The 22,307-nt window shown below is 70.1% G+C and carries 18 protein-coding genes; 8 read left to right on the forward strand and 10 right to left on the reverse strand.

What is annotated here, in order from left to right; genetic code table 11:
• A complete protein-coding gene (gene lptF / locus J3A75_RS06710; protein ID WP_012317563.1) occupies positions 1 to 1,161 on the reverse strand; it encodes an LPS export ABC transporter permease LptF in 1,161 nt (386 codons plus the stop codon).
• A 184-nt stretch (positions 1,162 to 1,345) separates the two neighbouring features.
• Here lptF and J3A75_RS06715 point away from each other — a divergent pair, with 184 nt between their 5' ends.
• The 4 genes from J3A75_RS06715 to msrP all read left to right on the forward strand — a co-directional run bounded on the left by J3A75_RS06715 (position 1,346) and on the right by msrP (position 6,607).
• Positions 1,346 to 2,857, forward strand: a complete 1,512-nt coding sequence (locus tag J3A75_RS06715; RefSeq protein WP_043073116.1) for a leucyl aminopeptidase — start codon at positions 1,346 to 1,348, stop codon at positions 2,855 to 2,857.
• Between the two features lie 49 nt (positions 2,858 to 2,906).
• Positions 2,907 to 3,638 (forward strand): hypothetical protein, encoded by a 732-nt coding sequence (locus J3A75_RS06720; protein ID WP_209649842.1) that lies wholly within the window; start codon positions 2,907 to 2,909, stop codon positions 3,636 to 3,638.
• Between the two features lie 99 nt (positions 3,639 to 3,737).
• Positions 3,738 to 5,492 (forward strand): AMP-binding protein, encoded by a 1,755-nt coding sequence (locus J3A75_RS06725; RefSeq protein ID WP_409518654.1) that lies wholly within the window; start codon positions 3,738 to 3,740, stop codon positions 5,490 to 5,492.
• 161 nt (positions 5,493 to 5,653) lie between these two features.
• Positions 5,654 to 6,607 carry a protein-methionine-sulfoxide reductase catalytic subunit MsrP gene (gene msrP, locus J3A75_RS06730; RefSeq protein WP_043073117.1) on the forward strand — a complete coding sequence of 318 codons (954 nt, stop codon included), beginning with the start codon at positions 5,654 to 5,656 and terminating at the stop codon, positions 6,605 to 6,607.
• 96 nt (positions 6,608 to 6,703) lie between these two features.
• Here msrP and J3A75_RS06735 read toward each other — a convergent pair whose 3' ends face one another.
• The 7 genes from J3A75_RS06735 to carB all read right to left on the reverse strand — a co-directional run bounded on the left by J3A75_RS06735 (position 6,704) and on the right by carB (position 14,805).
• Positions 6,704 to 6,964, reverse strand: a complete 261-nt coding sequence (locus tag J3A75_RS06735; RefSeq protein ID WP_012317568.1) for a YARHG domain-containing protein — start codon at positions 6,962 to 6,964, stop codon at positions 6,704 to 6,706.
• A 41-nt stretch (positions 6,965 to 7,005) separates the two neighbouring features.
• Positions 7,006 to 7,896, reverse strand: coding sequence for a LysR family transcriptional regulator (locus J3A75_RS06740; protein ID WP_012317569.1), 891 nt, complete (start codon positions 7,894 to 7,896; stop codon positions 7,006 to 7,008).
• A 267-nt stretch (positions 7,897 to 8,163) separates the two neighbouring features.
• Positions 8,164 to 9,144, reverse strand: a complete 981-nt coding sequence (gene trxB / locus J3A75_RS06745) for a thioredoxin-disulfide reductase (RefSeq protein ID WP_209649845.1) — start codon at positions 9,142 to 9,144, stop codon at positions 8,164 to 8,166.
• 14 nt (positions 9,145 to 9,158) lie between these two features.
• Positions 9,159 to 10,208 carry a mitochondrial fission ELM1 family protein gene (locus J3A75_RS06750; RefSeq protein WP_012317571.1) on the reverse strand — a complete coding sequence of 350 codons (1,050 nt, stop codon included), beginning with the start codon at positions 10,206 to 10,208 and terminating at the stop codon, positions 9,159 to 9,161.
• Between the two features lie 51 nt (positions 10,209 to 10,259).
• Positions 10,260 to 10,760, reverse strand: a complete 501-nt coding sequence (locus J3A75_RS06755) for a hypothetical protein (RefSeq protein ID WP_012317572.1) — start codon at positions 10,758 to 10,760, stop codon at positions 10,260 to 10,262.
• A 4-nt stretch (positions 10,761 to 10,764) separates the two neighbouring features.
• Entirely contained in the window at positions 10,765 to 11,241 is a 477-nt protein-coding gene (gene greA / locus J3A75_RS06760; protein ID WP_170855149.1) for a transcription elongation factor GreA, read from the reverse strand.
• A 90-nt stretch (positions 11,242 to 11,331) separates the two neighbouring features.
• Positions 11,332 to 14,805 (reverse strand): carbamoyl-phosphate synthase large subunit, encoded by a 3,474-nt coding sequence (gene carB / locus J3A75_RS06765; RefSeq protein WP_012317574.1) that lies wholly within the window; start codon positions 14,803 to 14,805, stop codon positions 11,332 to 11,334.
• A gap of 308 nt (positions 14,806 to 15,113) precedes the next feature.
• On the opposite strand from carB, the gene J3A75_RS06770 reads away from it, so the two are divergent.
• A complete protein-coding gene (locus tag J3A75_RS06770; RefSeq protein ID WP_024831066.1) occupies positions 15,114 to 15,548 on the forward strand; it encodes a pseudoazurin in 435 nt (144 codons plus the stop codon).
• Positions 15,549 to 15,586: 38 nt separating this feature from the next.
• On the opposite strand, the gene J3A75_RS06775 is transcribed toward J3A75_RS06770, so the two are convergent.
• Both J3A75_RS06775 and carA read right to left on the reverse strand, forming a co-directional pair.
• Positions 15,587 to 15,964 carry a hypothetical protein gene (locus J3A75_RS06775; protein ID WP_012317576.1) on the reverse strand — a complete coding sequence of 126 codons (378 nt, stop codon included), beginning with the start codon at positions 15,962 to 15,964 and terminating at the stop codon, positions 15,587 to 15,589.
• A gap of 205 nt (positions 15,965 to 16,169) precedes the next feature.
• Complete coding sequence (carA, locus tag J3A75_RS06780; protein WP_209649846.1) at positions 16,170 to 17,402, reverse strand: glutamine-hydrolyzing carbamoyl-phosphate synthase small subunit; 1,233 nt, start codon at positions 17,400 to 17,402, stop codon at positions 16,170 to 16,172.
• A 191-nt stretch (positions 17,403 to 17,593) separates the two neighbouring features.
• Here carA and J3A75_RS06785 point away from each other — a divergent pair, with 191 nt between their 5' ends.
• From J3A75_RS06785 to rpoD, 3 genes are all read left to right on the forward strand, one after another.
• Entirely contained in the window at positions 17,594 to 18,055 is a 462-nt protein-coding gene (locus tag J3A75_RS06785; RefSeq protein WP_012317578.1) for a GatB/YqeY domain-containing protein, read from the forward strand.
• 114 nt (positions 18,056 to 18,169) lie between these two features.
• Positions 18,170 to 20,059 (forward strand): DNA primase, encoded by a 1,890-nt coding sequence (gene dnaG, locus J3A75_RS06790; protein ID WP_209649848.1) that lies wholly within the window; start codon positions 18,170 to 18,172, stop codon positions 20,057 to 20,059.
• Positions 20,060 to 20,257: 198 nt separating this feature from the next.
• A complete protein-coding gene (gene rpoD / locus J3A75_RS06795; RefSeq protein ID WP_012317580.1) occupies positions 20,258 to 22,237 on the forward strand; it encodes an RNA polymerase sigma factor RpoD in 1,980 nt (659 codons plus the stop codon).
• The last annotated feature ends 70 nt before the right edge of the window (positions 22,238 to 22,307 follow it).

A 22,307-nucleotide genomic window follows, 5' to 3' on the forward strand; every position in this document is an offset into this window, starting at 1 on the left:
TCAGGCCGCCGGCGCGAGGCGCGGACCGCGGAACCGCCCGCGAACGGCGCGGGCCAGGGCGGCGTTGAACGCGCGCACCCGGGGGCCGTAGAAGATGAGAAGGCTCGACAGGAGGATCGCGACAAGCGGCACGCTGTAGACCGCTAGGACTGCCGCGGGGCTGCGCGCGGCGGCGCTGACCGCCGCGAAGCCGCCGATGCGCAGCGCCACGACGGCGACGATCGCGCCCGCGATGGCGACGCCGCGCCCCTGCCGGGTCGTGCGGGGATCACCCAGGGCCGCGAAGGCGATGAAGACCAGGGCGAGCGGGTAGAGGCAGGCCGAGAGGCGGTCGTGCAGCTCGGCCCGGAACCGGCCCTTCTGCAGCTTGTAGTAGCCCTCTGTCGTGTCGGGGAACAGGAGCTGCGCCGTCGAGCGCTCGCGCGGCTTGTAGATCGTGTCGGAATCCGGGGGCGCGAAGGCCGCGAGGTCGATTGTGTAGCGCTCGAAGGTCAGGATCGAGGAATCGCGCGACTCCCTCTGCTGCTGGTGGACGCTGCCGTTCTCCAGGATCAGGTAGCTCTGGCCGTCGACGTCGACCGCGTTGCCGCGCTCGGCGAGGTAGACCTTGGTCTTGCCCGCCTCGCGCCGGTCCTGGATGAACAGCCCCTTGAGCGTGCCGCCCGGTCCGCGCTCGCGGAAGTGGAAGGTGATGCCGTTGTCGAGCTGGGTGAACTGCCCTTCCTTGACGACGTTCGCGATGAAGTCGCCGCGCACCCGGGTGATCACGTCGCGCAGCTCCTGGAAGCTCGCGGGCATCACCACCACGACCAGGAACCCCACCAGGAAGCTGACGAACAGCGCCAGGGTGAGGAAGGGCCGCAGCAGCGAGCGCGGCGGCATCCCGGCCGCCGACATAACGATCAACTCGGAATCGCCGTTCAACTTGTTGAGCGCGTAGATCGTGCCGATGAACAGCGCCACGGGGGCGATGACGACGACGAGGGTCGGCAGCGACAGGCCCGTGACGAAGAGGAAGACCAGCAGCGTCTGGCCCTTGGCGGTCACGAGATCGAGCTCGCGCAGGGCCTGCGTCAGCCAGATGGTGCCCGTCAGCCCGATCAGGCAGGCGAGGGTGGCGCCCAGGGCGATCCGAAAGATGTAGCGCTCGATCTGCCTCATCGGCCCGGCAGTCCCGCTCGTCCTCTCGCGCCCTCGGGGCGGCAGGGACCCGACAAAAGGGGCGATTCCAGGGCTGTCACGCCGCGTTGCGTTCTCCGTCTCAGCGGCTACACAGGGCGGATGGCCCGCGCCGTGGCGCGCGGGTGCGTAGTACGGCTCCGGGATAACGGGCAGGGCGACGGGTATGGCGGACGGTATCGAGATCGGTTTCGGTCCCCTGGAGCAGAGCGGCCAGGGCCCCGGCGGATCCGGCGATCTCGTGGTCTTCGTCGGCGATGACCTGTCGCTCGGGTCGGCGGCCCGCGAGGCGCTGGGCGCCTCAGGGGCCGATCTCGTGGCCCGCGCGGCGGCTTCGGAGAAGTTCAAGGGCCGCTCGCTCAGCGCCCTGTCCCTGCCGGCGCCGGCGGGCGTCGGTGCCGACCGCCTCGTGGTCGTGGGTCTCGGCTCCGAGAAGGACCGGGCCAAGACCGACTGGCCGGCGCTCGGCGGCTTCACCGCGAGCAAGGTGGCGGGACGGACCGCCCGGGTCGTGCTCGACTGGCCCGGCACGACGGTCACGGCGGCGCAGGCCGGCGAGTTCGCCCTCGGCGCGCGCCTGCGGACCTACGCGTTCGACCGCTACAAGACCAAGAAGAAGCCCGACGCCGACGACAAGTCCGTCACCGCGCTGACCCTGCTGCTCGCCGATCACGGCGCGGCCGCCCGCGAGGGCGAGGGCGCCCGGAGCCTGTCGGACGGCGTGATCCTGGCCCGCGACCTCGTGAACGAGCCGCCGAACGTGCTCTTCCCGGCGGAATTCGCCCGCCGCGCCTCGGAGCTCGCAAAGCTCGGCGTCGAGATCGAGGTGCTGGAGCCGGCCCGGATGCGGGAGCTCGGCATGGGCGCGCTGCTCGCGGTGGCGCAGGGCTCGGCCCGGGAGCCGCGGATCGTGATCATGCGCTGGAACGGCGGCCCCGCGGCCGAGGCGCCCGTGGCCCTGATCGGCAAGGGCGTCGTGTTCGATTCCGGCGGCGTCTCGATCAAGCCGGGCGGCGGCATGGAGGACATGAAGGGCGACATGGGCGGCGCCGCAGCCGTGGTCGGGGCGCTCCACGCGCTGGCGGCCCGCAAGGCGCGCTGCAACGTGGTCGGCGCCATCGGCATCGTGGAGAACATGCCGGACGGTGGCGCGTACCGCCCGTCCGACATCCTGACCTCCATGTCCGGCCAGACCATCGAGGTGATCAACACCGACGCCGAGGGCCGTCTGGTGCTGGCCGACGTGATCACCCACGTCATCCGCAGCACGAAGCCCAAGGCGATCGTCGACCTCGCGACGCTGACCGGCGCGATCATCGTGGCCCTCGGTCAGGACATCGCCGGAATGTTCTCGAACGACGACACGCTGGCGGGCAACATTCACGCCGCCGGCGAGGCGACCGGCGAGAAGGTGTGGCGGATGCCGCTGATCCCCGCCTACGACAAGGCGATCGATTCCAAGTTCGCCGACATGAAGAACACCGGTGGCCGCCACGGCGGCGCCGCCACCGCGGCCTCGTTCATCAAGCGCTACGTCGAGGACGTGCCGTGGGCGCATCTCGACATCGCCGGCGTCGCGATGTCGTCGAACGCCAGCGAGATCAACCGCAGCTGGGGCGCGGGCTGGGGCGTGCGCCTCCTCGACCGGCTGATCCGCGACCATTACGAGGCCCGCTGAGGCGGCCGCGGCGCTCCTGACGCCGCGCGCCTGTCCGGGCGATCCCAGCATGGCCGCACACGCCAACGCCGCGCTCGACCGGGCCGGCCCGGTCGCCGGGACGTCCGGGGGCCGCGCCGGCGGCCCGCTGGCGGCGGCGGGGCCGATCCTCGCCATGCTGGCCGCCCTGGCGCTCGTCGCGGCGACCGGGCTGAGCCAGCGCCATGCCGTGCCGGAGGCGCTGGAGCCCTGGATCTTCGGCTACTTCATCGGCCGCTACCCACTCTTCGCGTTCGCGCTGGTCTACGGGCTCGGGCACCTCGCGCGGGTGGCGACGGGCCCGGGCCCGGCCTCCGCACCGCGCCGGGTCGTGTTCGGCCTCGCGGGCGCGGCCGCGCTCCTCGCCGCCGGGCTCTACCCGACCTTCGGCGGCCTCGTCCTGCGCGGTGCCTTCGCGACCGGCGGCATGGCCTTCCTCACCCACCAGCCCCTGTGGCTGGCCTACGGGCTCGGCACAGCCGTCGGCGCCCTGATGTTCGGCGGCGTCCTCGGCCTGTTCGCGATCGCGGCCAACCGGCCCCTGCGGCCGCGCCTGCGCCGGATCGTGTACGGGGCGCTCGCCTTCCTGGCCCTGTGGTTCGGCGCGACCCTGATCGGACTCGCGGGCGACCTCGGTGTCGGCCCCTGGCCCCGCCGCGCGATGCGGCCGGAGGAGGCCGCACTCGCCGCCGGCCTGCTGGTCGCCGCGGCTCTGCCGCACGCCGCGCTGGCGACATTGCTCCGGCATCGTCCAGCCCTCTGAGCCGCCTGCCTTGCGGGCCGGCCTCCGTTCCCGCAGAGTCGGCGCGACAGGCGTTGCGGGACTCGGCCCCCGAGAGTCGGGCCCGCGGGAGGCATCGCGATGCATCAGGCGAACGTGATGGAGCACGGCGCTCAAGCCGCCACGGCCGGAGCGATGCCGGGTGCGCCGGGCAACGGGGCCTCCGACCGGCCCTGGCTGGCCGCCTATCCGCCCGGCGTCCCGGCGGAGATCGACGTCGCGGGCCTCGGGACCCTGGTCGACCTGTTCGAGACCAGCGTGACCGCCTTCGCGGGCCGGCCGGCGATGCTGTGCTTCGGCTCGACCATGACCTACGCGACGCTCGGCCAGCAGGCGCGCGACCTCGCTGCTTGGCTGCGGGGACAGGGGCTGGCGAAGGGCGACCGCGTGGCGATCATGCTGCCGAACGTCCCCGCCTACGCGGTGGCGATCTTCGGCGTGCTCCTGGCAGGCGGGACGGTGGTCAACACCAACCCACTCTACACGCCCCGCGAATGCGCCCAGCAGATCGGCGATTCCGGCGCGCGGATCCTGATCGTCCTGGAGAATTTCGGTGCCACGATCGCCGCGGCCCTGCCGGACGTGGCTCTGGAGCGGGTCGTCCTCGTGAGCCCGGGCGACGGGCTCGGGCTCAAGGGGCAGGTGATCAACCTCGCGAGCCGGCACGTCCGCAAGGCGGTGCCGGCGTTCCGCCTGCCCGAGGGCCTCGCGATCCCCTTCGCCACGGTGCTCCGCCGGGGCCGGTCGCTGCCGCGCGTCTCGGCAGCGGTGGAGCCGGAAGATCTCGCCTTCCTGCAGTATACCGGGGGCACGACGGGCATCGCCAAGGCGGCGATGCTGAGCCACCGCAACATCATGGCGAATGTCGAGCAGTCGCAGCTCTGGTTCAACTCGAAGGATCCGAGCGTCACGCGCTGCGTGGTCACGGCCCTGCCGCTCTACCACATCTTCGCACTCACCGCGTGCTTCTTCCAGTTCATGCGCAGCGGCGGCTCCTGCCTGCTGATCCCCAATCCGCGCGACTGCGACGGCATGGTCAAGACGCTGAGTCGCACGCGCTTCACCCACCTGATGGGCGTGAACACCCTGTTCAACGTGCTGATCAACCACCCGAAGATCGGAACGGTGGATTTCGCCAACCTCGACTTCGTGGTCGGCGGCGGCACGGCCGTCCAGCGCGCCGTGGCCGAGCGCTGGAAGGCCCTGACCGGCAACACGATCATCGAAGGCTACGGCCTGTCCGAGACCTCGCCGGTCGTGTGCGTCAACCCGCGGGGCATGCGCGACTTCTCCGGCACGATCGGCTACCCGCTGCCGTCGACAGAAGTCTCGATCCGCGACATCTCCGGTGCCCCCCTCCCGAACGGGCAGCCGGGCGAGATCTGCGTGCGCGGCCCTCAGGTGATGCGCGGCTACTGGAACCGGCCGGAGGAGACCGCGCGGGCGATGACCGCGGACGGGTTCTTCCGGACCGGCGACGTCGCGATCCTGCAGGCGGACGGGCAGGTCCGGATCGTCGACCGGATGAAGGACATGATCCTCGTCTCCGGCTTCAACGTCTATCCGAACGAGGTCGAGGATGTGCTGGCGGCTCATCCGGCCGTGCTCGAATGCGCGGTGGTCGGCGCGCCGAGCGAGGAGACCGGCGAGATGGTGGTGGCCCACGTGGTCCTGAAGGACCCGGCGGTCTCCATCGATGTCCTGCGGGCGCACGCGCGCACCCAACTCACCGGCTACAAAGTGCCCCGCCGCGTGGTGCTCCACGAGACCCTGCCGAAGACCAATGTCGGCAAGGTGCTGCGGCGGATGCTGCGCGACGAGACGCCGCCGGCCTGAGAGGCGCCGGCGCGGCGGCTCGGCGCCTGCGGCCCCGTGCCGCTCGCGGGCGGTGTAACCCCTGCGGGCCGTTCGCCGAAAGGTGAGGCTGCGGCGCTTGTACCCCTGTCGGCCGCGGCCGATCTGTGGGTTGTGCGCGCAGGAGATCCGAGGAGACGGCCATGTTGATCAAGCGCAGGCGCGGCTGGGAGATACCGGACCATCTGGCGACGCCGGAGGCCGTCTTCCTCGATCGGCGGACCCTGATCGGCGGCGCGGCCGGTCTGGCGGCCGGCTCGCTCCTGGGCGGCCGCGCCGCCTGGGCGGCCGCGGGCGACCAGGCGCTCTACCCGGCGCCGCAGAACCCCGCCTACACGCTCGATCGCCCGCTGACCCCGGAGCGCTTCAGCGCCGACTACAACAATTTCTACGAGTTCGGCACGTCGAAGACCGTGCTGCCGGCGGCCAACGCCCTCAAGACCCAGCCCTGGACGCTGAAGATCGACGGCCTCGTGGAGAAACCGTTCGAGATCGGCGTGGACGACCTGATCCGGAAGGTCGGCCTGGAGGAGCGGCTCTACCGCCACCGCTGCGTCGAGGCGTGGTCGATGGCGGTGCCGTGGACCGGCTTCCCGCTGGCGAAGCTCGTGGCGCTCGCCAAGCCCACCTCCGGCGCGAAGTACATCCGCTTCGAGACCTTCCTGGACAAGGCGATGGCGCCCGGCCAGCGGGCCTTCTTCTATCCCTGGCCCTACACGGAAGGCCTGACTCTGGCGGAGGCCGGCAACGACCTCGCCTTCATGGTGACGGGAATCTACGGCAAGCCGCTGCCCAACCAGTTCGGCGCACCGATCCGCCTCGCGGTGCCGTGGAAATACGGGTTCAAATCGGCCAAGTCGTTGGTGAAGATCTCGTTCACCGCCGATCGGCCGAAGACCTTCTGGGAGGGGCTGCAGGCCTCCGAGTACGGCTTCTGGGCCAACGTGAACCCGGCCGTGCCGCACCCGCGCTGGAGCCAGGCGACGGAGCGCGTCCTCGGCACCGACCAGCGGGTGCCGACGCTGATCTACAACGGCTACGGCGAGCAGGTCGCCGGCCTCTACAAGGGCCTCGAAGGCGAGCGCCTGTTCGTCTGAGGCGGACCCGGTGGAGCCGCGTCGGCGCCGGGGCGGCTCCCGTTTCGACAACGCGGCCCCGACGCCGCCCAGCCGTCCCCCTCGACGGCCCGCGGACTAGCGCGGGCAGGCGTGGGCCCGTTCGAAGGCCTGCAGATCCGCCACGGTCGCCTGCTCCTGCCGCGAGAGCGGCACGCGATCCATGGCGTCGTACCGGCAATCGGCGTTGCCGAAGGTTCGGATCGCCCGCGGCGTGCTGAAGCAGTAGCCCGCCTGCTTGTAGATCAGGTTGCGCTGGTACCAAGCTTCCGCGCAGTCATCCGCCATCACGCCGGTTGGTCCCGCGACGAGGATCAGAGCGTAGAGAGCAGCGCGCATCGAATCGTCTCCGTGAGGAGGCGGAGTCAACCATCGGATGCTCAGTAGGTCCAGCGCTGCGCCTTCGAGACGAGGAAGTCGCGGAACGCCTGCACGCGGGCGACCGAGCGCATCTCCTCGGCGTAGACGAGGTAACTCTCGAGGCTCGGCATCTCGGTCTCGCGCAACACCTGCACGAGTTGCTGCCCGCCATCCACCGCGTAGTCGGGCAGGATGCCGATGCCGGCGCCGGCCTCCATCGCGCGTTGCAGGGCGCCGATATTGTTCACCGTCAGGTGAACCTGGCGACGCTCGCGACCCTCGCGGCCGGCATCGGCGAGCCAGTGGGCGGCCAGCAGGTACGAGGGCTCGTTGCCGCCGAAGGAGACGAGGCGGTGGTCGTCGAGCTCCTCGATGGTCTTGGGCTCGCCGAAGCGCTTGACGTAATCCGGGCTCGCGAAGGCGTGGTAGTGCACGGTGAACAGCCGCCGCTGGATCAGGTCCGGCTGCGCCGGGCGCCGCATGCGGATCGCCACGTCGGCCTCGCGCATGGCCAGATCGAGCTCCTCGTTGGTCAGGATCAGCTCGATGCGCACGTCCGGGTAGAGGTCGAGGAACTCGCCCACACGCTGCGACAGCCAGGACGTGCCGAGGCCGACCGTGGTGGTCACCTTGAGATCGCCGGTCGGCCGCTCGGAGGTCTCCACGAGCCGGGCCCGGGTATTCTCCAGGCGCAGCTTCATATCTCGCGCGGCGCGGAACAGCAGGTCGCCCTGCTCGGTCAGCAGCAGGCCGCGGGCATGGCGGTGGAACAGCGGCGCCTTCAGCTCGCGCTCCAGGGCGCTGATCTGGCGGCTCACCGCCGATTGGCTGAGCCCGATATCGTCACCCGCCTTGGTGAAGCTCCCCGCCTCCGCGACGTTGAGGAAGATCCGGATCTTGTCCCAGTCCAAGGCGAGAACCCCTACCAGCGCGCGCCCGCGGGACGCGCCCGGGGTGGAGTGGGCGCGAAGCGGCGGGCAGATCACCGGGCGAACTGCGCGGTGCCGCGCGCGGATGGCCGCTCGCGGCACCGCGCGGGCATGCAATCCGTGCATCCCGGCGCAGTCAGCACTCCTATGCACACGGTGCATGGTGCTGCGCAAGCGCGAGCAGCGCGAACTTGTTGAAATGCTAGGCGCGGCGGCTCCGCGCGGGGGGCGCGGAGACCGGCGCAGCCGTCATTCCGCCGCGGCGGCCTGGACGGGACTCTCGCCGATGTCGAGGTTGGCCAGGAACTTCTCGGCCTCGAGCGCCGCCATGCAGCCCATGCCGGCGGCGGTGATCGCCTGGCGGTAGACGTCGTCCGTGACGTCGCCCGCGGCGAAGACGCCCGGGATCTCGGTCTCGGTCGTCCCCGGCTTCACGGTGAGGTAGCCGCCGTGGCGCATGGGCAGCTGCCCCTCGAAGATCGCGGTGGCCGGCTGGTGACCGATCGCCACGAACACGCCGTCGGCCTTCGCCTCGCTGATCTCGCCCGAGCGCGGATCCTTGAGACGGACGTGGGTCACGTTCGGCGCCGGCTTCTGCACTCCGCAGATCTCGGCGATCTCGCGGTGCCAGAGCACCTCGACGTTCGGGTGCTTGAACAGGCGCTCCTGCAGGATCCGCTCGGCGCGGAAGCTGTCGCGGCGATGGACCACCGTGACCTTGCTGGCGATGTTGGCGAGGTACAGGGCCTCCTCGACCGCGGTGTTGCCGCCGCCGACCACCACGACCTCCTTGCCGCGGAAGAAGAACCCGTCGCAGGTCGCGCAGGCCGAGACGCCGCCGCCCTGGAATGCCGCCTCGGAGGGGATGCCGAGCCACTTGGCCTGGGCGCCGGTGGCGATGACGAGGGCGTCGCACGAGTAGGTCTCGCCCGAATCGGCCTCGAGGCGGAAGGGCCGCTGCTTCAGGTCGACCTTCGTGATGTATTCCGAGACGATCCGAGTGCCGACATGCTCGGCCTGGAGTCGCATCTGCTCCATCAGCCACGGGCCCTGGATCGCCTCGGCGAAACCCGGGTAATTCTCGACGTCCGTGGTGATCATGAGCTGGCCGCCCGGCTGGAAGCCGGAGATCAGCAGCGGCTCGACCATGGCGCGGGCCGCGTAGATCGCCGCCGTGTAGCCGGCGGGTCCCGAGCCGATGATCACGAGCTTGGCGTGGGTGTGGGCCATCTGTCTCGGTCTCCTCAGGCCGGTCCGGCCGCGCGGCGCGCGGCATAGGCGTCGGCGAGCGCCTGGGCGATCACCGGCGTCGCGTCGATCGGCTTGTACGTCAGATCTGCCAACTGACCGGTGAACGGCCGCAGCGCTCCGGCGATCGCCAACCCGGCGAACATGCGACGGTGCCGGATATAGGTACGGGGCAGATCGAACAGCAGGACCGGCGCGCCGGTGGCCACCGCCTCGCTGACCATGTTGGCCGAGTCGGAGGTCACGACGATCGCCTCGGCGAGCGCCAGCATGGCCACGTAGGGGTTGTCGCCGCTGCCGTCCCAGAGGAACCCGCCGGTCTCGGCGGCGAGCGCCTTGACGGCCTCGCGCAGCGGGTTCGGGGTCCGGCGGGAGATCGTCACCATCAGCCGGCAGCCCTGCTCGGCCAGTCCGCGCAGATCCTCCACGAGGCGGATCATGTCGGTCTTGCGATAGCTCAGGTGACGGCTGTCGCCGCCGACCAGCACCGCCACGCGGGGGCCGTCGAGGCGCGCGAGCCGGGGATCCGGCCGGGCCCGGGCCGCGGCCAGGCGCGCCGCCGTGACGAGGTGCGGCGCCGTCAGCGTCGTGAACACGTTGGGGCCGCGCAGGTCGTCGTAATCCGGCACCCAGATGAAGTCGGCGCTGTCCGCGCCGGTCCGCGGATCTTTCAGGAAGGCCGTGAACGTCCGGCCGCCGGTCGCGCGCCGCACCGTCCGCAGGTACGGGACCGACCGACGCCCGGAGGCGATCAGGATGTCGGGATAGGGACCCGACAGGGCGCCGGCGCGGCGGCGCGGCCCCTCGCGCGGGTCGATCGGTCCCCAGGGCGCCATCCAGCCGAACGGCCCGGAAGCCGGCACCTGCCGGATCTCGAAGTCGAGGCCCAGGGTCTCGGCGATGCCGACGCACTGGTTCTCGTCGCCGGCCTTGCCGTCCGTGACGATCCAGGCGCGGGCGCGGGCGAGTTCGGGCAGGCGCGCACGCCGCGGATCCGGACTGCTGACCGGCGCGGTCTGCGCCTCCGACACGTCGATGCTTGCCATGCTCCTCACCGGATACGCCCCACGCCGCCGGCCGGGGCCGGCGGCCGTCTTCTAGTCCCGCGGCAGGTCGCGGGCGAGCCACTGGGCGTAGATGTCGGCGATGGCGGCGAGCCGGCGCTGCTCGAATTGCGGATCGTACCACGCCCCGCCGTAGCTCGACGGCGTCGCGGTCATCTGCGGGTAGCGCCCGAGCACCTGCCCCTTGGGCCCGACGAGCAGCGCCTCGCCCTCCATATAGTCGGTCTGGAAATTGCCGCCGTAGCCGCGCAGGGCACCGCTGCCGGCATAGGGCCGCAGCGACAGGCTCGTCACGACCACGACGAGGCGCGGCCCCCGTCCGCCGATCCGTCCGGCGAAGTTCTTCCGCAGGGCGTCGGTCAGGTCGCCGGCCAGCGCCTCGGCCTGCAGCCCCGCGCCCTTGTCGAGGAGCGGCCGCACGTCGACCCGGACGTCGGAGAAGACCGGAGTCGGCGGGAAGTCGCTCGCCGCCGCGGATCCCGCGACGGCACCGAGGATCAGGCCGGCGAGCCGGCCCCAGGAACGCGGGCGCATCGGCTCAGCCGCCGTACTGGACGGCGACGACCTCGTAGGACTTGCCGCCACCGGGGGTCGTGACCTCGACCGTGTCGCCGACGCCCTTGCCGATCAGCGCGCGGGCGATCGGCGAGGTGATCGAGACGCGGCCCGAGCGCACGTCGGCCTCCGGCTCGCCCACGATCTGGTAGGTCTTCTCCTCCTCCGTGTCCTCGTCGACGAGCTTCACGGTGGCGCCGAACTTGATCCTGTCGCCCGAGAGCTTCGTGACGTCGATCACTTCGGCCCGCGCGATCATGCTCTCGAGCTCGAGGACGCGGCCCTCGTTGTGGGACTGCGCCTCCTTGGCGGCGTGGTACTCGGCGTTCTCCGACAGGTCGCCGAGCGCGCGGGCTTCCGCGATCGCCTGGATGATGCGCTGGCGCTCCACCTGCTGGCGGTGCTTCAGCTCCTCTTCGAGGGCTGCCAGCCCGCGCACGGTGATCGGAACCTTGTCTATCGCCATCGTCTCGCGCCACAATGAAGAGGCCCGGCCGAGAGTGAAGCACTCTCCCCGGGCCATGAAATGAAGTCAGCGGAACCCTGAGGTTCAGGCCGCGAAGTATTCCTGCAACGCGCGGACCTTGAGATCGCCTTCTAGATAGGCCTTGATCCCCTCGGCCGCGGCCATCGCGCCGGCTAGAGTGGTGTAATACGGCACCTTATGCAAGAGGGCCGCGCGCCGGAGCGAGCGCGAGTCCGACAGGGCGCCGGCCCCCTCGGTCGTGTTCAGGACGAGGTGGATCCCGCCGTTCTTGATCGCGTCGACCACGTGCGGCCGACCCTCGAGAACCTTGTTGATCCGCTCCGCCGGCACGCCGTTCTCCACCAGATAGCGCTGCGTGCCGCCGGTCGCCAGGATGGTGAAGCCGAGGTCCGACAGGAGCTTCATGGTCGGCAGGATGCGCGCCTTGTCGGCATCCCGCACCGAGACGAACACGGCGCCGGCCTTCGGCACCTGCGTGCCCGAGCCGAGCTGGCTCTTGGCGAAGGCCACGCCGAAGCTCGCGTCGAGCCCGATCACCTCGCCGGTGCTGCGCATCTCCGGTCCGAGCAGCACGTCGACGCCGGGGAAGCGGGCGAAGGGGAAGACCGCCTCCTTCACGGCGATGTGCGGCAGGGTCTTCGGCCGCAGGCCGAAGGTCGCGAGCGGCTCGCCCGCCATGATCCGGGCGGCGATCTTGGCGATCGGCTCGCCGATGACCTTGGCGACGAACGGCACCGTGCGCGAGGCGCGGGGGTTCACCTCCAGCACGTAGATGGTGCCGTCCTTGATGGCGTACTGCACGTTCATCAGGCCGACGACGTTGAGCGCCAGCGCCATGGCCTTCGTCTGCCGCTCCAGCTCGTCCATGATCTCGGTCGAGAGCGAGCGCGGCGGCAGGGAGCAGGCCGAATCACCCGAATGGATGCCGGCCTCCTCGATGTGCTCCATGATGCCGGCGATGAACACGTCCTTGCCGTCGCAGACCGCGTCGACGTCGACCTCGACCGCGTCCGACAGGTAGCGGTCGAACAGGAGCGGGTTCTTGCCCAGCACCGTGTTGATCTGGCCGGTCTTGTCGTTCGGGTAGCGGGCCTTCACCTCGGAGGGGATCAGGCTCGGCAGCGTGTCGAGGAGGTAGTCGGCGAACTGCGTCTCGTCGCGGATGATCGCCATCGCGCGGCCGCCTAGCACGTAGCTCGGGCGGACCACGAAGGGCAGGCCGAGATCCGCGGCGACCAGCCGGCTCTGCTCCACCGAGTAGGCGATGCCGTTCTTCGGCTGCTTCATCGCGAGCTTGTCGAGGAGCCGCTTGAACTGGTCGCGGTCCTCGGCGAGGTCGATGGCGTCGGGCGAGGTGCCGAGGATCGGCACGCCGGCGGATTCCAGGGCGCGGGCGAGCTTCAGCGGAGTCTGGCCGCCGAACTGCACGATCACCCCGTGCAGAGTGCCGGCCTGCCGCTCGGTCTCGATGATCTCCAGCACGTCCTCGGCGGTCAGCGGCTCGAAGTAGAGCCGGTCCGAGGTGTCGTAATCGGTCGAGACCGTCTCCGGGTTGCAGTTGACCATGATGGTCTCGTAGCCCGCGTCCGACAGCGCGAAGCAGGCGTGGCAGCAGCAATAGTCGAACTCGATACCCTGACCGATCCGGTTCGGGCCGCCGCCGAGGATCACGACCTTCTTGCGGTCCGAGGGCTGCGCCTCGTCCACCACCGCGCCCGCGAACGGCGCCACGTAGGTCGAGTACATGTAGGCGGTGGGCGACTTGAACTCGGCCGCGCAGGTGTCGATCCGCTTGTAGACCGGGCGCACCGCCAGGGCGCGCCGGGCCGCGCGGACGGCGGCCTCGTCGATCTTGGCCAGCACCGCGAGGCGGGCATCCGAGAAGCCGGCGGCCTTGAGCTGGCGGAAGGCGCCGGCCGTCTTCGGCAGGCCGTGGGCCTTCACGCGGTTCTCCAGGTCGATGATCGCCTGGAGCTGCTCCAGGAACCACGGGTCGATCTTGCAGGAGGCGTAGACCTGCTCATGGCTGACGCCGAGCCGCAGCGCCTGCGCGACCTTGAGCAGCCGGTCCGGGGTCGGCGTGCCGATGGCCGCCTTGATGGCGTTGTGGTCGTCGCCCTTGCCCAGCCCCTCGATCTCGATGTCGTCGAGGCCGGTCAGGCCGGTCTCCAGCGAGCGGAGGGCCTTCTGCAGCGATTCGGCGAAGCAGCGGCCGATCGCCATGGCCTCGCCCACCGACTTCATGGCGGTGGTCAGCGTCGGCTCGGCGCCCGGGAACTTCTCGAAGGCGAAGCGCGGGATCTTGGTGACGACATAGTCGATCGTCGGCTCGAACGAGGCCGGGGTCGCGCCGCCGGTGATGTCGTTGGCGATCTCGTCGAGGGTGTAGCCGACCGCGAGCTTGGCCGCGACCTTGGCGATCGGGAAGCCGGTGGCCTTCGAGGCGAGCGCCGAGGAGCGCGACACGCGCGGGTTCATCTCGATCACGATCATGCGCCCGTTCTCGGGGTTGATCGCGAACTGCACGTTCGAGCCGCCGGTCTCGACGCCGATCTCGCGGAGCACTGCCAGCGACGCGTCGCGCATCACTTGGTACTCCTTGTCGGTGAGCGTCAGCGCGGGTGCGACGGTGATCGAATCACCCGTGTGCACGCCCATCGGGTCGATGTTCTCGATGGAGCAGACGATGATGCAGTTGTCGTTCCGGTCCCGGACGACCTCCATCTCGTACTCTTTCCAGCCGAGCACGCTCTCCTCGATCAGCACCTCGTTGGTCGGAGACGCGTCGATGCCGCGCTCGACGATGTCGAGGAACTCCTCGCGGTTGTACGCGATGCCGCCGCCGGTGCCGCCCATGGTGAAGGACGGCCGGATGATGGCCGGCAGGCCGACCTCGGCCAGCGCGATCAGCGCCTGCCCGAGGGCGTGCTCGCCGTAACGTTTGCGCCGCTCGGTCTCGCCCGCCGCCCAGCTCTTCTCGTAGGCCGCCAGCGCCGCCTGGCGCGCCGCCGGATCGGTGTTGGCCGCCTCGATCCGGGCGATCTCGGCCAGGTAGGCCTGGCGGTCGGCCTTCTTCGCGGCCGAGGCGTTGGCGAGCGCCGATTTCGGGGTGTCGAGCCCGATCTTGGTCATGGCGTCGCGGAACAGGCTCCGGTCCTCCGCCTTGTCGATGGCCTCGGCGGTGGCGCCGATCATCTGCACGCCGTACTTGGCGAGCACGCCCATCTTCTGCAGCGACAGGGCGCAGTTGAGCGCCGTCTGGCCGCCCATCGTGGGCAGGATCGCGTCGGGGCGCTCCTTCTCGATGATCTTGGCGACGATCTCCGGCGTGATCGGCTCGACGTAGGTCGCGTCCGCCATGTCCGGGTCGGTCATGATGGTCGCGGGATTCGAGTTCACCAGGACGATGCGGTAGCCCTCCTCGCGGAGCGCCTTGCACGCCTGCGTGCCGGAATAATCGAACTCGCAGGCCTGTCCGATGATGATCGGACCCGCACCGATGATCAGGATCGAGGAGATGTCGGTGCGTTTGGGCATCGTGGGCCTTCTCAGGCCAAGCGCGCCCGATCGGGCACGGCTCGACTGAGGCCCTGCTCCCGGACGCGCGTGGCGGGAATGTCGTTGAGCCCCGCGTTTACACGGGCCACGGGCGCATTGGAAGGCCGGGACGACCGCGCAGATTGGACGCGCGCCCGGCGCATGGAGGCGCCGGCAGTCCGTCGAAGTGGAGTATTTATAAACGCGCGCACGATTGCACGAAGTTCTTGGCGCACTTCGGAGCCGAACGTAGGACTCGGCCGACCGGCCATCCCGCCGATCGATATCGTAATTATTCGAGATAGAAGATGATCAGCCGAACCCCCTTGTCCGCGATGCTTCTGATCGGCACGATCGTGAGCGCGAACGCTTCGGAAGTTGCCATCAAGACCCTGAACAGCGGCCCGGGCGGGATGATGGTCTTCGACCCGGCCTTCGTGAAAATCCAGCCCGGCGACACGGTCCGGTTCGTGCCGACCGACAAGGGCCACAATGCCGAACTGATCAAGGGCATGGCGCCCGACGGCGCGGCGCCGTTCAAGACGGTGGTCGGCAAGGAGGAGACCGTGGCCTTCGAGAAGCCCGGCCTCTACGGCATCAAGTGCTCGCCGCACTACATCATGGGGATGGTCGGCCTCGTCCAGGTCGGCGACAGACCCGACAATCTGGAGGCGGCCAAGGCGGTGCCGCAGAACAAGCTGGCCGCCAAGCGGTTCGAGCCGCTATTCGAGAAGATCCAGTAAGTCGGCCGTCGGGGCGGCGCGAACCGCCCCGTCCCGCCTCAGAATCCGGCGTGGAGCGCCGCGACCGCCCGGTCGATCGAGAGGTAGAACACACCGAAGGCCACCACGGCGGCGGCGGCAAACTCGACGGCGACGTTCGAGAGCGTCTGCGCGCGGCGCAGGGCCTCGCGGCCGAAATAGACCGAGACCCAGGCGAGGGCGAGGACGGCGGGCATGGCGAACAGGTAGGACACCGTGCTCTCGACGCGGTCGAAGCCGCCGGTCGGATCGATCAGGGCCCGGATGTTGCGCACCCACGGAGCGTAGAAGGCGGCGTAGAGGGCGGTCAGCCAGGACAGGCCCACGGCGACGCCGAGATGGAAGGTGAAGCTGCGGTGCAGGCGGGAGAAATCGTCGCGCGCCTCGTCGATGGTCATCCGGCAATCCCCTGCAACGGACCGCCGTCGCCGGGCGCGGATGCGCCGCCGTTCAGGGACCGTCGTGGGCTCTCTTAAGCCGTCCGATCTGGCGGATTTTATGGCCCCGCCGCGGCCCGATTGGGATCGCGGCGCCGGCTTATCTGTCCCCGGCCGTCACCGCGCTGCGGAGCGATGACGGCGGGCCGATGCCGGCGCCCGGGTCTCAGGCGCCCTTCGCGGTCTCCGGCGCGCCGGAGCGCATCAGCGTCACGAAGCGCTCGAACAGGTAGTGGCTGTCGCGCGGGCCGGGGGAGGCCTCCGGGTGGTGCTGCACCGAGAAGGCCGGGCGGTCGGTGAGGGTCAGGCCGCAATTCGAGCCGTCGAACAGCGACACGTGCGTCTCCACCGCCGTCTCCGGGAGGCTGCCCGGGTCCACCGCGAAGCCGTGGTTCATCGACACGATCTCGACCTTCCCGGTGGTCTTGTCCTTCACCGGGTGGTTCGCGCCGTGATGGCCCTGGCCCATCTTCACGGTCCGGCCGCCGAGGGCCAGACCCATGAGCTGGTGGCCGAGGCAGATGCCGAAGGTCGGCAACTTCTCGTCCAGCAGCTTGCGAATCACCGGGACCGCGTAGGCGCCGGTGGCGGCCGGGTCGCCGGGACCGTTGGACAGGAACACGCCGTCCGGCTTCAGCGCCAGGATCTCGTCGGCCGTCGTGGTGGCCGGCACCACGGTGACGTCGCAGCCGGCCTGGGCGAGGAGGCGCAGGATGTTGCGCTTCACGCCGTAGTCGATGGCCACGACCTTGAGGCCCTCGCCGGGTGCGCGCTTGCCGTAACCGTTGCCGAGTGCCCAGACGGTCTCGGACCACTCCGACGACGCGCGGCTGGTCACCGGCGGCACGAGGTCGAGCCCCTCCATGGGCGCGAGGGCCGCCGCGCGGGCCTTGAGGGCCTCGCGGTCGAACTTGCCTTCGGGATCGTTGGCGATCACCGCGTTCGGCATGCCCTGGTCGCGGATGCGGGCCGTGAGCGCCCGGGTGTCGACCCCCGTGATGCCGACGATGCCGCGGGCCCTGAGCCACCCATCGAGATGCGACGAGGACCGCCAGTTCGACGGGTTCGTCACCGCCGAGGCGACGACGGTGCCGCGGACGCCCGAGGCCGGCGCCGCCTCGAGGCTCTCGAGGTCCTCGTCGTTGGTGCCGACATTGCCGATATGCGGGAAGGTGAAGGTGACGATCTGACCGGCATAGGACGGGTCCGTCAGGATCTCCTGATAGCCGGTCATCGCGGTGTTGAAGCAGACCTCCCCGTCGGCCACGCCGGTCTGGCCGATGCCGAAGCCCTCCAGGATGGTGCCGTCGGCCAGCACCAGCAGAGCCGTCGCGACGGGCTCGGCCCAGGGCTCGGGAGCCTGAGGCTCGGGGGCATGCGCGGCGGCGTCTTGCAGCATGGGCTGAGTCTCGCTTATGTCCGGCCGAAGGCGGGCGCCGGGTTTCGGCGCTCTCGGCTTGCGGCATGATCGTGTGCGGCGCTCTTAGCGAGCGGCCCGCGATGGGGTCAATGTGGCTCCGCCTCCCGCAGGGCTCAACACTCGCAAACCGCAGGCCAGCCCCCCGCTTCGATCGTTGGAAGGTCACCGAGATGCTGCGCGCGCGCTTCACCACCGAGATGAAGGAGGCCATGAAGGCCGGCGACAAGGACAGGCTCGCCACGATCCGGATGATCCAGGCCGCCCTCAAGGACCGGGACATCGAGGCTCGCGGCAACGGCAAGGAGCCGATCTCCGACGAGGAGATCCTGTCGCTTCTCCAGAAGATGGTTAAGCAGCGCACCGAATCGGCCTCGGTCTACGAGCAGGGCGGTCGCCCGGAACTCGCCGCCAACGAGCGCGCCGAGATCGCCATCATCGAGAGCTTCCTGCCGAAGCAGATGGACGAGACCGAGATGAAGGCGGCGGTCGAGGCGGCGATCCTCGAGACCGGCGCGGCCGGGCCGAAGGACATGGGCAAGGTGATCGCCGCCCTGAAGGGCACGTTCGCGGGCCGCATGGATTTCGGCAAGGCGAGCGGGCTCGTGAAGGCGGCGCTGGCGGCGAAGGGCTGACCCTCTAGGGCCGAGCCTCTCCCCGCAATCCTCCGCCGAGTTCCGGGGATGTGAGGGACTCGGTCACGCCTCTCGCGCTATAGGAGCGGGTTCACGCAACCCGTCCCAGGCCCCGTGCGCTATCCGCCCCACATCCTGGAAGAGATTCGCTCCCGGCTGCCGGCCTCGTCGGTGGTCGGCCGCCGCGTGCAGTTGAAGAAGGCCGGCCGCGAGTGGCGCGGCCTGTCGCCGTTCAACGCCGAGAAGACGCCGTCCTTCTACGTGAACGACCAGAAGCAGTTTTACCACTGCTTCTCGTCCTCGAAGCACGGCGACATCTTCACCTTCCTCATGGAGACGGAAGGCCTCAGCTTCCCAGAGGCGGTCGAGCGGCTGGCGGGCGAGGCCGGCGTCAGCCTGCCGGCGCCCACCGAGGACAACCGCGCCAGCGAGCAGAAGCGCGCCGGGGCGATCGAGGTCATGGAGATGGCCGCCCGCTGGTTCGAGGAGCGCCTGCGGTCGGGCCAGGGCAGCGAGGCCCGCGCCTACCTCAAGCGCCGCGGATTGCGGGACGAGACGCAGCGGGCCTTCCGCCTCGGCTACGCGCCGAACGACCGCTACGCCCTGCGCGACCACCTCGCCGGGCAGGGCGTCGAGAAGGCGCTGATGGTCGAACTCGGCCTGCTCGCGGCCGGGGAGGGCGTCTCGGTCCCCTACGACTATTTCCGCGACCGGGTGATGTTCCCGATCACCGACACCCGCGGCCGGGTCGTGGCCTTCGGTGGTCGGGCGCTCGCCAAGGAGGTGCGCGCCAAGTACCTCAACTCGCCGGAGACGCCGCTCTTCCACAAGGGCCGGACGCTCTACAACCTGCACGGCGCCCGCAAGGCCGCCCACGAGCGCGGATCGATCATCGCGGTCGAGGGCTACGTCGACGTCATCGCCATGACGCTCGCCGGCCACCCCGAGACGGTGGCGCCGCTGGGCACCGCCCTGACGGAGGACCAGCTCGCCCTGCTCTGGCGCCACGCCGACGAGCCGATTCTCTGCTTCGACGGCGACAAGGCCGGCCAACGGGCGGCCTACCGGGCCCTCGACATCGCGCTGCCGCTCCTCGAACCCGGCCGCTCGCTGCGGATCGCGCTGCTGCCGGGCGGCCAGGACCCGGACGACCTGCTGCGCTCGGGCGGCCCGACGGCTATCGACCAGGTGCTGACGGCGGCGCTCCCCCTGTCGGAACTGCTGTGGCGGCGCGCCCTCGAGGCGGGACCGGTCGACACGCCGGAGCGCCGCGCCGGCCTGACGCAGACCCTGCGCACCACCGTCGCGACGATTCGCGACGAGACCGTGCGGCGCTACTACCGCGACGATATCGAGGAGCGCCTGCGCGGCCTGTCGCCCCGCGGCAACCGCGCCGCCGGCGCGGCCCCGCGCGGGCGGCAGCGCTTCACCCGCCCCGGCGAGCCCGTCTCGCCGCGCATCACCGGGAGTCCGAGCCCCTCGGTCACGGCCTCGGCGGGCTTCACGGGCGCCGCTTCGGTCCGCGAGGCGGTCATCGTCGGTACCCTGCTGGCCCATCCCGAGATGATGGCGGAGTTCGGCGAGGAGGCGGCCGAACTCGACTTCGAGGATCCGGACGCGCGGGCGCTGCTGTCGGTCCTGCTGGCCTGCGCGGCCGAGGACGAGCACGCGGCGCCCGAGGTGTTGCAGAACCGCATCAATCGCGCCGGACTCACAGGGGCGGCCGACCGAATCCTCGCCCTGGCCCGCTCGCGGGACCGCACGACCCTGGCTCCGCACGCCGATCCGGCCCACCGCGCAGACGCGCTCCGACAGGCGATGATCTTGCACCGGCAGGCAGGAGCGCTACATAGCGAACTTCGCGAAGCACGGCAGGCGTTTGAGGACGATCCGACCGATGCCGGGTGGGCATGGCTCTGCGAAGTGAAGGCGAGGCTGGAGACCGTCATCGCCGCCGAGGCGGAGGCCGATACACCGGTGTCGAGCGACTCGACGGCCGTGTAATGCCTGTGTCATGGCGGTGGCGGGGGACCCGGTCCCGCCATAGTTAACAATCGGTCAAGCCTCGGGCTTGCATACGGAAACCGACGACTCACGGCGACTGGAGCGATCCGGCGCCGACCTCATACAGCGGCGCCGACGGCGTGGACCGGCCTCATCAGGGCCTCCGCAACGCGCCGCGTGCGAAACAATAGGCTGATCATGGCGACGAAGGCAACGGAACGGGACGAGACGGACGCTGCCCCCGAGCAGCAGACCGACGGGCCGCTCCTCGACCTGACGGATGCTTCGGTCAAGCGGATGGTCAAGCTCGCCAAGAAGCGCGGCTACGTGACCTACGAGGAGGTCAACGAGGTTCTGCCCGAGGGCCAGTCCGATCCGGACCAGCTCGAGGATGTGCTGTCGCAGCTCTCCGAGATGGGCATCAACGTCGTCGAGGCCGAGGAGACCGACGAGGCCGCCGGCGAGAAGGCCGCGGACGGCGAGGAGGAGGAGGCCGAAGGCGGCGAGGTCGCCGAGGTCGCTCCGGCGCGCGCCGTCGCAGTCGCCACGACCACCAAGGAGCCGACCGACCGCACCGACGATCCGGTGCGCATGTACCTGCGCGAGATGGGCTCGGTGGAGCTCCTGTCCCGCGAGGGCGAGATCGCGATCGCCAAGCGCATCGAGGCCGGCCGCGAGGCGATGATCGCGGGTCTCTGCGAGAGCCCGCTGACCTTCCAGGCGATCATCATCTGGCGGGACGAGCTCGTGGAGGGCAAGGTCCTCCTGCGCGACATCATCGACCTCGAGGCGACCTACGCGGGCCCGGACGGCAAGAACGCGCCGCAGCTCGCCGAGGGCGAGGAATCCGAGGACGGCGAGCCGCCGGCGCCCCCGGAGGGCGGCGACGACGAGGACGACCTCGAGAACAACGTCTCGCTCGCCGCGATGGAGGCGGAGATCAAGCCGCGGGTCCTCGAGACCTTCGACGCGATCGCCGCGAACTACCGCAAGCTGCGCAAGTTCCAGATCGAGGGCACGGAGCGCAAGGCCGCCGGCGAGCAGAACACGCCCGCTCAGGACCAGAAGCAGGCCGAGCTGAAGGACATCGTCGTCGCCGACGTGAAGTCCCTCTCGCTGAACAACAACCGCATCGAGGCGCTGGTCGGCCAGCTCTACTCGATCAACAAGCAGCTGATCGGCCACGAGGGCCGGCTGATGCGCTTCGCCGAGAGCCACGGCGTGGCCCGCGACGAGTTCCTGCGCCACTACCAGGGCTACGAGCTCGACCCGAACTGGATGGAGCGCGTCGGGACGCTGGGCGGCAAGGGCTGGAAGAACCTGGTCGAGCGCGGCTCGAAGCAGGTCGCGGAGCTGCGCGCGCAGATCCTCGACCTCGCCTCCGAGACGGGCCTGGAGATCGGCGAGTACCGCCGCATCGTCAACATGGTCCAGAAGGGCGAGCGCGAGGCCCGGCAGGCGAAGAAGGAGATGATCGAGGCGAACCTGCGCCTCGTGATCTCGATCGCCAAGAAGTACACGAACCGCGGCCTGCAGTTCCTGGACCTGATCCAGGAGGGCAACATCGGCCTGATGAAGGCGGTCGACAAGTTCGAGTACCGGCGCGGCTACAAGTTCTCGACCTACGCCACGTGGTGGATCCGGCAGGCGATCACCCGCTCGATCGCCGACCAGGCGCGCACGATCCGCATCCCGGTGCACATGATCGAGACGATCAACAAGATCGTCCGCACCTCGCGCCAGATGCTGCACGAGATCGGCCGCGAGCCGACCCCGGAGGAGCTGGCCGAGAAGCTGGCCATGCCGCTGGAGAAGGTCCGCAAGGTCCTGAAGATCGCCAAGGAGCCGATCTCCCTCGAGACGCCGATCGGCGACGAGGAGGACAGCCATCTCGGCGACTTCATCGAGGACAAGAACGTCGTCCTGCCGATCGACGCGGCGATCCAGTCGAACCTGCGCGAGACCACGACGCGCGTGCTGGCCTCGCTCACGCCCCGCGAGGAGCGCGTGCTGCGCATGCGCTTCGGCATCGGCATGAACACCGACCACACCCTCGAGGAGGTCGGCCAGCAGTTCTCGGTGACCCGCGAGCGCATCCGCCAGATCGAGGCGAAGGCGCTGCGGAAGCTGAAGCACCCGTCGCGCAGCCGGAAGCTGAGGAGCTTCCTGGATAACTGAGCCTGCGCCGCGGATCGCGCGGCGCTTCCCCGTCGCCCGCGTTGCCCCGGTGCCGCGCGGCATCCAGTCT

Source organism: Methylobacterium sp. PvP105, from assembly GCF_017876975.1.
Taxonomy (GTDB): Bacteria; Pseudomonadota; Alphaproteobacteria; order Rhizobiales; family Beijerinckiaceae; genus Methylobacterium; species Methylobacterium radiotolerans.